The sequence below is a fragment of the Oleiphilus sp. HI0086 genome (genome assembly GCF_001635225.1).
On record NZ_LWFZ01001119.1, the window covers coordinates 1 to 1035 of the forward strand.

2 protein-coding genes are annotated in these 1035 nt (G+C 42.9%); both read right to left on the reverse strand.

Features of this window, described 5'->3' with window-relative positions:
* Positions 1-18 precede the first annotated feature (18 nt).
* Positions 19-579 (reverse strand): acyl-CoA thioesterase, encoded by a 561-nt coding sequence (locus tag A3756_RS19835; RefSeq protein WP_197470060.1) that lies wholly within the window; start codon positions 577-579, stop codon positions 19-21.
* A gap of 103 nt (positions 580-682) precedes the next feature.
* On the reverse strand, positions 683-1035 hold a 353-nt coding region (locus A3756_RS28005; RefSeq protein WP_231875585.1), incomplete at its 5' end, for a putative solute-binding protein.

The following is a 1035-nucleotide window of genomic DNA, read 5'->3' on the forward strand; positions in this document are numbered from 1 at the left end:
TTTATACCGGCATGGTATTTAGCTTTGCCGGTATTTCTCGAACTCTACGTTGATCTGCTCTTCAGTCATATGTTCCGTATTACTGATCCACTTATCGTGAATCTCTTTCAGCCGCAGATCATGTTCTTTACGAAGCTCCCTTCTTACTTTTGCTGCAATATAGCGCTGTTTTTGCTTATCTGCTTTAAAGTCGAGTGGCGGAACTTCTGTGGGCTTTCCATCCTCACCCATTGCTACCATAGTAAAATAGCAGCTGTTGGTATGGCGCTTCTCGTGAGAGTGAATATCTTCAGCAACGACTTTGACGCCTACTTCCATTGACGTGCGTCCGACGTAGTTTACAGAAGATAAAAAGGTGACGAGTTCGCCAATTTTAATCGGTTGGCGAAAGTTAACTTGGTCTACAGAAAGGGTGACGGCGTAATGGCCGCTATAGCGTGATGCGCAGGTATAAGCGACCTGGTCTAGTAGCTTTAATAGTGCGCCGCCGTGTACGTTACCTGAAAAGTTAGCCATTTCAGGTGTCATTAGCATAGTGAATATTACTGGCTCATTAGTGCCATATTGAATGTCAGACATAAGTTTGCTCCTCTAATGGTGCTATTGTAGACCTAAAGAGAAGCACTGATAATAAAAAAGGCCCCTTNAAAGGAGCCTTTTTATAATCTGCTAAGCTATTAGCCTATTCAGGAGTTGCACACTCACTTGCAGATGGGTTTTCAGCACAACGGATTTTCCAAAGCAGCTTAAGCGCTTTAGGGTCCATTTTACCTTCAGCTTTAAGTGCTAGACGAATGTCACGGCTAAACTTAACTAGCTCTTTTTTAGTCTCTTCGTTAGTTTTGATCCAGTACTTAGCTGGTATTTCTTTTTCGGCATCAGCAACTAGTTTATTGATAGCTTTCAAGCGGCCAACAACGTATTTACGCATTTTGTTACCAAAGTCTGCTGGGAAGTTGTCTTTCTTGGTGATTGTTTGAAGCATGCCGTAATATAGACGGTAGTCAAGAATGCCACCTTTGTCGCCAAGGCCGT